Source organism: Rhizobium sp. AC27/96, from assembly GCF_001692325.1.
Lineage (GTDB): Bacteria > Pseudomonadota > Alphaproteobacteria > Rhizobiales > Rhizobiaceae > Rhizobium.
In genome coordinates, this window is record NZ_LXKN01000051.1 from 1 (window position 1) to 8,572 (window position 8,572).

Annotated in this window: 6 protein-coding genes; 1 reads left to right on the plus strand and 5 read right to left on the minus strand. The window is 57.6% G+C overall.

Annotation, left to right across the window (positions count from 1 at the left end; all coding sequences use genetic code 11):
* The 5 genes from A6U86_RS27615 to A6U86_RS27635 all read right to left on the minus strand — a co-directional run.
* Positions 1–2,141 (minus strand): S-layer family protein (locus A6U86_RS27615; protein WP_198929101.1); only part of this gene is annotated, 2,141 nt, incomplete at its 3' end.
* A gap of 664 nt (positions 2,142–2,805) precedes the next feature.
* Positions 2,806–3,600, minus strand: a complete 795-nt coding sequence (locus A6U86_RS27620; RefSeq protein ID WP_068398058.1) for a carbohydrate ABC transporter permease — start codon at positions 3,598–3,600, stop codon at positions 2,806–2,808.
* 55 nt (positions 3,601–3,655) lie between these two features.
* Entirely contained in the window at positions 3,656–4,588 is a 933-nt protein-coding gene (locus A6U86_RS27625) for a carbohydrate ABC transporter permease (RefSeq protein WP_068398062.1), read from the minus strand.
* Positions 4,589–4,682: 94 nt separating this feature from the next.
* Complete coding sequence (locus A6U86_RS27630) at positions 4,683–5,996, minus strand: ABC transporter substrate-binding protein (RefSeq protein WP_068398064.1); 1,314 nt, start codon at positions 5,994–5,996, stop codon at positions 4,683–4,685.
* 16 nt (positions 5,997–6,012) lie between these two features.
* Positions 6,013–6,885, minus strand: a complete 873-nt coding sequence (locus tag A6U86_RS27635) for a metallophosphoesterase (protein WP_068398067.1) — start codon at positions 6,883–6,885, stop codon at positions 6,013–6,015.
* A gap of 106 nt (positions 6,886–6,991) precedes the next feature.
* Here A6U86_RS27635 and A6U86_RS27640 point away from each other — a divergent pair, with 106 nt between their 5' ends.
* On the plus strand, positions 6,992–7,561 hold the full coding sequence (locus tag A6U86_RS27640) for a TetR/AcrR family transcriptional regulator (protein ID WP_068398070.1): 570 nt from the start codon (positions 6,992–6,994) through the stop codon (positions 7,559–7,561).
* Positions 7,562–8,572: the final 1,011 nt, after the last annotated feature.

Here is an 8,572-nt window from a genome sequence, read left to right on the forward strand (position 1 = left end):
CCGCCAGACGCCGTGATCGTCTCGCTGTAACCCGCATTCAGCGTCGCTGCACCAAGCGTCGCAGGCGTAAGCCCTATCGTCGGTGCCGATATCGTGAGGGTTACTGTCGCCGGCGCGGACGTGCCGCCGCCATTTGTCGCGGTATAGGTGAAGCTGTCCGGACCTGCATAGCCTGCTGTCGGGGTGTAAGTGATGGTCGTACCCGTTGCCGTCGCCGTCCCGTGAGCGGCCGCAGTTGCGATCGCGACAGAGGTCGGCGTTCCGCCGGTGATATTCAGGGTGATCGGATTTGCCGACGAGTTCTGGGCAACGGTTGCTGAAACATTGTTGGCGACGGGCTGCTGGGTGCCGATGGTCATGCTATAGGCGCGAGAGCCGGTGTATGGTCCCGTGCCGGTCGAGCTATCGGTGGCGGTGACGGTGAAATTGAACGGGCCTGCCGCAGTCGGCGTACCGGAAAGGACGCCAGCTGGCGAGAGCGTTAGGCCAGTTGGCAGGGAACCGGCGGTCACCACATAAGTATAGGAAGTGGTGCCGCCAGACGCCGTGATGGTCTGGCTGTAAGCTGTCCCGGTCGTCCCTGCGGGCAGGGAGGCTGGAGCGATTGCGATCGTCGGCGCGGAGACCGTCACGTTATAGGCCCTGGAACCTGTGAAGGGTCCGGTTCCGCTGGAGCTATCCGTTGCAGTGACAGTGAAGTTGAATGAGCCCCCTGCCGTGGGTGTTCCGGAGAGGGTGCCTGCGGAAGATAGCGAAAGGCCAGCCGGCAAGGCACCCGACGTGATTGCATAAGTATAGGAACTGGTACCGCCTGATGCGGTGATCGTTTGACTATAGGCGGAAGCCACAATACCTGCGGAAAGCGTCGTCGGGGCGATCGCGATCGTCGGCGCGGAGACGGTCATGCTATAGGCCCTGGAGCCTGCGAATGGCGCGCCGGTTCCCGTCGAGCTATCCCTCGCGCTGACGGTAAAGTTGAAGTTGCCGCCTGCCGTTGGCGTGCCGGACACGGTGCCCGAGGACGATAAAGTCAGGCCAGACGGAAGAGCGCCTGCGGTCACGGTATAGGTATAAGGGCCGGTGCCGCCAGAAGCGGTGATCGTTTGACTGTATGGGGAAGCCACAGTACCTGCGGAAAGCGTCGTCGGGGCGATTGCGATCGTCGGGGCGGAAACGGCCATGCTGTAGGCTCTGGAGCCGGAGAACGGCGCGCCGGTCCCCGTCGAGCTATCCCTCGCGGTGACGGTGAAGTTGAATGAGCCGCTTGCCGTTGGCGTGCCGGACACGGTGCCCGAGGACGACAAAGTCAGGCCCGCCGGAAGCGCGCCCGCTGTGAGGGTATAGGTGTAGGGGCTGGTGCCTCCGGTCGCGCTGATCGTTTGACTATAGGCTACTCCAACCGTGCCGCCCGGCACCGAGGCCGTGCTGATCGTGATTGTCGGCACGCTGACGGTTATGGTCACGGCCGCCGGCGCCGAAGTGCCGGCGGTGTTGGTGGCTGTATAGGTGAAACTGTCCGAGCCGGAGTAGCTTGCCGTCGGCGTATAGGTGATGGTCGTTCCGCTGGCAGTGGCGGTTCCGTGGGTTGCCTGGGTCGCGACCGCCACCGATGTAGCTGCTCCTCCCGAGAGGTTCAGCGTGATCGGATTGGACGTGCTCCCATGGCTCACTGTTGCGCTGACCGGGCCGGCAACGGGTGCCGTCACGCCTGCTGGTGCAATTGCAATATTGACAGTGAAAGGATGCGCGCTCGCGTCAACCAGGATGAAACTGTCGCTGGTGGCTCCGTCACCACTGTTTGTATAGACGAAAGACCCGGCCGCGGAGTTGTAATTCGAGATCGAACCATGCTGCGGTGACGTCGCATTCGGATCAGTGACGGGATTAAGGCCGACGGGGTCGCACAGTGTGCCGATGTTGACAGTGAGCGCGCCCCCAGATGCCATTGGGCTTGTCGACGGCGTCGTATGTGAATCCGGGAAGTTGAAGACGGTGCAGGCGGCGTAAGCCACGTTCGGAGTTACCAGCGACAAGCCCACGCAGAACAGGCTGGCGAGCAGGACCAGCTTCAACAGCAATACGGGAGTGCGCGCGATGGCGGCTATCGATCCCGTCGTTACTCTGGATACCCGTCTGGGCATCCGCGCTCGACAGCGCATCCAAATTCCAAGCAGATCATCTTTTGATATGTAAGCCTTGCCCTGAATCCAGGGTTTTCCTCTGGCAAGTGCAGTCGCCGGCAGTTCGTCACTTGTCATTTGCCCAACCCAAAGACAGAGCAGCTCCGCTGCTGAAAAGCAGGACGTTGCTCTTGAAATTGCCCGCTCACATTGTGGCGGGCGCCCCTCTACTCAATCAAAGTACTATCGGAGGCGACCTGAAAGGCAATTTTCTAATCACGAAAAACGCCAGGATTGCTTATTATGAAATTATTATTCAATTAGATGTTGTAAATTAGCCACATTGCAGATTGGTTGCATCTTAATCATGGCATCCGAAGTCCCGTGCGATAACGCATAACTCCGCCGAGCCGTCCCAGAAATACGATACTGGCGTCTATCGGGGCTTTGCTCAGCCTGTGCGAATCAGCAGTCGGGATCATCGAGGGAAACGGAGGTGCGGAGCGTCTTGTTTCAGCTCGGGAGGTTGGAGCCCGGTTTCATGGGCGGAAAAGGATGCACGAGGAGAAGGAAAAATAGGTTCCTCTCCATCTGAATTGTGCCGCTCCACGCGGCCAGCACCGAAATATGGTTGTTGCAGGCCACACTAAGCGTAGTCCTCGATGACAGTGCAGGAGGTTGGAAGTTAGCGTATGCCCGACTTCATGAAGGACGATACGACCTGCCGTTGCAGGACGACGTAAAGGATGAAGATGGGCAGGCTTGCCAGTGTCGATGCCGCCATGAGTGGGCCCCAAAGCGTGCCTTCGGATGTCATGAACATCTGGATGCCGATCTGGACGACGCTGTTTTCCGGGGTCCGCGAGAGGAGCAGCGGCCAGAAATATTCATTCCAGGTGGAGATGAAGACGAGGATCGCGAGTGAGGCGATCGTGCCGCGCAGATTGGGCATCACCACCTCCCAAAGTATGCGCCAGTTGCCTGCGCCGTCCATTCGCGCCGCTTCCAGCACTTCTTTGGGAAAGCTGCGCATGGCCTGCAGCAGCATCAGCACGGCGAGTGCCGAGGCAAAATGCGGCAAGATCAGTGCTGTCACGCTGTCGAGAAGACCCAGATTTGCGACCAGCAGATAGTTGGGGATCATCGCCACCTGCAGGGGCACCAACCAAGTCAGGGCGACGAGTGCATGCACGATCTTGTCGAAGGGAAAGCGCCAGCGGGCAAAGGCATAGGCGGCAAGGATGCCGGTGAGAAGCTGGACGATGGTCACGGCCGTTGAGACAACCAGGGTATTGGCCAGCATTTGGACGATTGGAATGGACTTCAGCGCGTAGACATAATTGTCAAGCGAAGCGGCAGTCGGCCAAAGGCTCTTCTCAAATACCTTGTTGGCCGGGCGAAGGGAGGTGACGATCATCCAATAGACTGGAAACAGGCAGAACAGAGCCAGGAGGCCCATGACAGTATGGCCCGCTGCCATATGCCCGCCGGCGACGATCCTGAGCCGAGGTCGGACGGCAGGAGGTGAGGGCGCCTCAATTGTCATGGAACGAATACCTGTCGATCAATCGGAAAAGAAGAAAGGCAATGGCTCCGAAGCCGATGAAAAGGATGACGGCAGCCGCGGAACTCCACCCCACAGAGAGGCTGGAGAAGCCGAAGTCCCAAAGTAGATAATAGATATTGGTAGTCGAACCGAGCGGGCCGCCGGCCGTCAGGACATTGATATAGGAAAAGCTCCACTGCGCGCCGAGCAAGATGGTCATCATCACCAGGAACAGGATCGTCGAGCTCAAAAGCGGCAGGCGGATATCGCACACGATATTCCATCTGCTGGCGCCGTCCATGCGTGCTGCCTCAATCAGTGCCGGGTTGATATTCGCATTGGCGGCCGAGAGGATGAGGGTCGAGAAGCCGATGAGCTTCCATCCCGTCAGCACGATGATAGTCCAGATCGCGATCTTCGGATCCTGCAGGAAACGCACACTGCCGAAGCCCAGCATCTTTAGAATGATGTTGGCCATGCCATGGCCGGGGTCTAGCAGCCAGCGCCAGATGGCGGCGGCGACCACGGGCGAAACGATCATTGGCAGAAAGATTACCGCCCGATACCAATTGCGGGCGCGCGCCGGCAGGTCGGCTGTGAAAAGCGCGATGGCAAGCGGCAGGAGCACGGCAAGCGGCAGAAGCCCAAGGATGTAGATACCGGTGTTTTTCAGTGCCAGCCAGAACTTCGGCAGTGTGAAGATATTGGCATAGTTCTTCCAACCGACATAGGTGATTGGCGTCGTGGGCAACATGTCCCACTGGTAGAAGCTCAAGCGAAACGCGTCGATAAGCGGCCAGTAGATCCAAAGGATGAATGTGGTGACAACAGGCGCTAGATAAAGCCAGGGAAGGCAGCTTTGCCTCCATCGACGCGGGCGCTGAGTTGTGATGGCCATCGATGATGCGATCGCGGCTGTCATGAATTCACCTTGTAAAGACGAAGAAAAGCTCTTTTTTAGAAACCGGCCCGACAGAAATCTCCGACGGGCCGGCCGTTTAATCGCTCTTTGAGGCCTAGTTGGTTGTCGCCGGCATGAGCGCCTGGGCGGTGCTCTGGGCTTCCTTCAACGCTGCCGCAGGGTCACCGCCGCCGAACACTGCGGCTTCGGCGCCCTCCATCATGGTCTTGACGATCTGGCGATAGTTCGGGCCTGGGAAGGGCTCCCAGGGTTCCAGCACGTCAAGCTGCTCGAGATTTGGCTGAAGCAGCGGATGATCCTTCACCCAGTTGCCGAGATACTGCGGATCGTTGACGATATCGGTGCGCAGTGGCAGGTAGCCGATTTCTGACGTTATTACCGTGTAGGCGTGCTTCGACGTCATGAATTTCATGAGTTCCCAGGCGGCTCGTTGCTTTACCGGATCGTGCGTCATGATGACGAGGGCGCTGCCCGAGTTGTTTGGCCGGACGGGCTTGTCGCCAAAGCGAGGCATGGTGGTGGCGCGAAGCTCGAAATTGCCTTTTGCGCCCTTCAAGAGATATCCCTGCACGGCCGATGTCTGCAGATACATGCCGACCGTGCCGGCCGCCATCGCATCCATCGCCGCATTGATATCGAGGTTCGTATAGACTCCGGCCTCGTAGAGGTCCTTCAGCACGGTGACGGCCTCGACAGCCGGAGCCTGCTCGAAAGTTAAGGTTCTGCGATCAGGCGACAGAACGTCGCCGTTGTTGGAACGGATTACCCCTTGAAACAACCAGTCGCCGGCCGAAGGCCCGAAAATGCCTGTGGCGATGCCTTCGGCGTCGGTCTTGTCGACGATCGCCTTTGCGGCCGTCTTCACGTCAGCCCAGGTCTTAGGCGGATGGTCGGGATCAAGCCCGGCCTTGCGGAAGAGATCGGCATTGTAAAAAAGTACCGGGGTGGAGAAGGTATAGGCAAGGCCATAGGTCTTGCCGTCATAGACACCTAGCTTCAACCCGCGCGGCGCTATGCCCTCGAAATGAGCGGAAAGCTCGGCTGCGGGGATGATATCCTCAAGCGCTACGGCGCCTAGATTGTGGACCATGAAATCGAAGTCGGAAAACACCATCTGGGCGACGTCCGGGCCACGCCCGGCGGCTAGATCGGCCTGCACGCGAGTGCTGATTTCCGATGATGAAACGCCGACGCCATTCACCTTGATATTGGGATAGGCAGTCTCGAATTCGGCAATCAGACGTTTTGTAGCTTCGGCACCGACGCCGGCCGAGGCAAGATTGTAATTGTAATAATTGAGAGTGACCGGCGTATCTACCTTGGCCGGGATCTCCGCGGCGGATGCCACACATGCAAGGGCACTCACGGCAAGCAATACGCCGCCGCCCACAAAGGTTCTGCGTCTCATTGGTTCCTCTCCGTGTTCACTCGACCGCGTCGAGCGCTGCCTGGCTTTCGTATTTCTTCAGGATTTCCGCCATGTCGGCGAAGGTGAAGCAGTGCAATTCCCGCCGATCCGAAGGCTGCGGCGCAAACGAAATCGTAAGGCCGGACTGACGAATAGTGCCGATAGCAAAGGATGCGCCGGCAAGCATGCGAATTCCTTCGTTCAGATAGAGAACATCGGTCGCGGCATGTTGGCCGATGCCGACGACGACGGGAATGCCGTACCAATTGCTGACACGGTCGTAATGGATGTGACCGGACAGAATACCGACGACGTTGCGGCCGGCAAGCAGCACTCTCAGCCTTTCCGTATCGATGATCGAAAGCGCCTCCCATTCGAGATCCGGGTCGGAATCGAGCGCCGGAGCATGATGCATGACCAGAAGCTTCGGCAGGTCGACATGGCGATTGAGTTCGTCTTCCAGCCATGCGAATTGCGATTCTTCGAAGGAACCTCCGACCTTATAGGGTGCGCTGGAATCAAGGATGATGATGTGAATGCCGTCGATCACGGCGGCATGGTCATAGGGAGCGGCGATATCGCTGGTGCGGCCAAGCATCGCCCTATAGAACCCCTCGCGCTTGTCGTGATTTCCGAGCGCAAAGAGCATGGGAATGTCCAGCTCGGCTTCGGCTAGGATGTGCTTCAATTCCTCGTAGGAGCCGATATCCCCGCGATTTGTCAGATCGCCGCTTGCGACGATGAAATGCGGCTTGGGTGTCAGGCGCTTGATCTCCGCGATGATGGCGCGAAGCGTAGCTGAGGTGTCCGAATAAAGATGATCATCCGTAACTGTGGGGTTACCTATGTGAAGATCAGTCAGATGCACGAAGGTCAGGGGAGCTGTCATAGGGAGGATCCTGTGGCTACGTTAAATGGCTTTTCCAAAGGACTTGCTTTGCTGTCGGCCGATAGATAGTCTCCCAACATGACACGTGAATGAAGGTTCATTCAGAATGGAACTCGACCCCATCCGCCGCGAACGAATTCTTGCGGCAGCAGCAAAACTCATAGTGGCCAATGGCCTCCAATGCTCCATGGCAGCCGTTGCCGAGGAGGCCGGCGTAGCGACCGGTTCGATCTACAATTATTTCAAGTCCAAGGACGATATGATCCGGGGCGTCTATGCACAGCTCGCTGACGTAATCTGCGGTCGACTTATTCCGGAAGCGGATAGCCCTGACGACGCGAAAGCGAGAATATTTCGTTATATATTCGATTATATAGATTTTATCTGGGAGGATCGTGAGCGAGCCATGCTTTTCGAGTATCTCTCCAGCGTCCCGCTGATCTCGATGCAGGAACTCTCGCAGACCTTTGCAACAATAAACCGCTATTCGCTCGGTCTCATGGCCGGCGGCCAGCACGCCGGGCTGCTCGCCGACATACCTCCTGCGACGCTTGCAGGCTATATTGGCGGCGGTATTCGCAATACCCTGAAGTGGCGGCGCGCCGATCCCGATCCATTAACCGCGAACGAGCGCGAAGAGCTGGCGTTGATGAGCTGGAAAGCAATCGCAAAGTAAGGCGCCATTGCGAACTTCGACTTCGGTTATGAACGTCGTTGGTCTGCATGGTGGCTGCCAAGAAGGGTCGCGATTTTCCAGCTTTTGTGAGCGGCAAGCTTTATGCCAACCTCGCTCAATCTCGAACCGGCACCATACCACCTATAGCGCATCGAGAGCGATGAGCCCGGGAACATAGTGCCCCGGGAAAGAGGCCGGCACAACGTGATGCTTCCGGGCAGGCCGGTGGAGGAGGAATTGGTTCCTCTCGTCCTAGCCCTGTTGACAAAATGACGCTGCACGTAGAACCGTGCCTTGACGTATCAGCGATCAGGCACCGCCATTATGCAAGTATCAAGTCCGCAAGAAGCCTTTCCTGAGTTAGGAACTGTAGAAAACCCTGCAGTGTTGTACGACGGGAACGATGCTTTCATTTGCTATGAAGCCTCGCCCCGCGTGGGAGGCGGCAATGTTGTGATCAGGTTCGGGCAGGTCATCGATTTCCGAATAATACCCATGAACGTTGAGGGCCTGAAAGGCTGCAGGTATCCAGTCAATCCGTGGAGTTTCAACGAAATCTCACAGTGCGAGGAGACCTCCAAATGGAAGGCCCTTAATCCAAGATTTTGGCTTGTATCTTTCAATGATGTTATGGTCGAAGTTCTATTCGAAACGGTCTCTCTTTTAAGTCGAGACACGGAGCGCAGGCCGCCACACAGAACGTTGATTGACGCCGTGCTTGGACTGAAAGCAGGCACCTCTCAGCAAGTTTTACGGTAAGGATTCTCAAATCGGCCGAATAATGATTCAATGCTGCTTTGGGAGGTGGCGTTGGCAGGGGCGATTTGAGTGGTGCCGAATGACGGATCGTAGAGCCTCTTCTGCCAGCAGAGAAGGGGCGCAGGTCTCGTCCATGTCGTGACGAGCGGCGATTGTTGATTTCCGGTAGGAACTGACCCGTTGGTGGCAGATATTTCCATTGAGAATTGACCCATGTTTGAACCTTGCCCTGCGTGTTTTCAGCGAGGGCTA

What these genes read in the sequence shown, in the direction of transcription:
- A6U86_RS27620 (WP_068398058.1), bottom strand. Translation starts at nt 3,600, where the DNA reads ATGGCAGCGGGCCATACTGTCATGGGCCTCCTGGCTCTGTTCTGCCTG.
- A6U86_RS27625 (WP_068398062.1), bottom strand. Translation starts at nt 4,588, where the DNA reads ATGACAGCCGCGATCGCATCATCGATGGCCATCACAACTCAGCGCCCG.
- A6U86_RS27630 (WP_068398064.1), bottom strand. Translation starts at nt 5,996, where the DNA reads ATGAGACGCAGAACCTTTGTGGGCGGCGGCGTATTGCTTGCCGTGAGT.
- A6U86_RS27635 (WP_068398067.1), bottom strand. Translation starts at nt 6,885, where the DNA reads ATGACAGCTCCCCTGACCTTCGTGCATCTGACTGATCTTCACATAGGT.
- A6U86_RS27640 (WP_068398070.1), top strand. Translation starts at nt 6,992, where the DNA reads ATGGAACTCGACCCCATCCGCCGCGAACGAATTCTTGCGGCAGCAGCA.